Annotated in this window: 2 tRNA genes; both read left to right on the forward strand. The window is 53.9% G+C overall.

Annotated elements, in window-relative coordinates:
• Positions 1-19: 19 nt before the first annotated feature.
• Positions 20-96, forward strand: a tRNA-Ile gene (locus tag U5A56_RS37060).
• Positions 97-138: 42 nt separating this feature from the next.
• Positions 139-214: transfer RNA gene (locus U5A56_RS37065), tRNA-Ala, on the forward strand.
• The last annotated feature ends 44 nt before the right edge of the window (positions 215-258 follow it).

Genomic DNA, 258 nt, shown 5'->3' on the forward strand with positions numbered 1-258 from the left:
AAATTAAAGACAGACTCAGGGGTCTGTAGCTCAGTCGGTTAGAGCACCGTCTTGATAAGGCGGGGGTCGTTGGTTCGAATCCAACCAGACCCACCACCGTCTTGTGTGGCGGTACACACCTGAGGAATACCTGTACATGGGGGCATAGCTCAGCTGGGAGAGCACCTGCTTTGCAAGCAGGGGGTCGTCGGTTCGATCCCGTCTGCCTCCACCAATCTTCAATGCTAAGAGTTTGCTGAAAATTCAGCGAGCGCTTTG

It is taken from the genome of Burkholderia sp. BCC1998 (genome assembly GCF_905339875.1).
Lineage (GTDB): Bacteria > Pseudomonadota > Gammaproteobacteria > Burkholderiales > Burkholderiaceae > Burkholderia.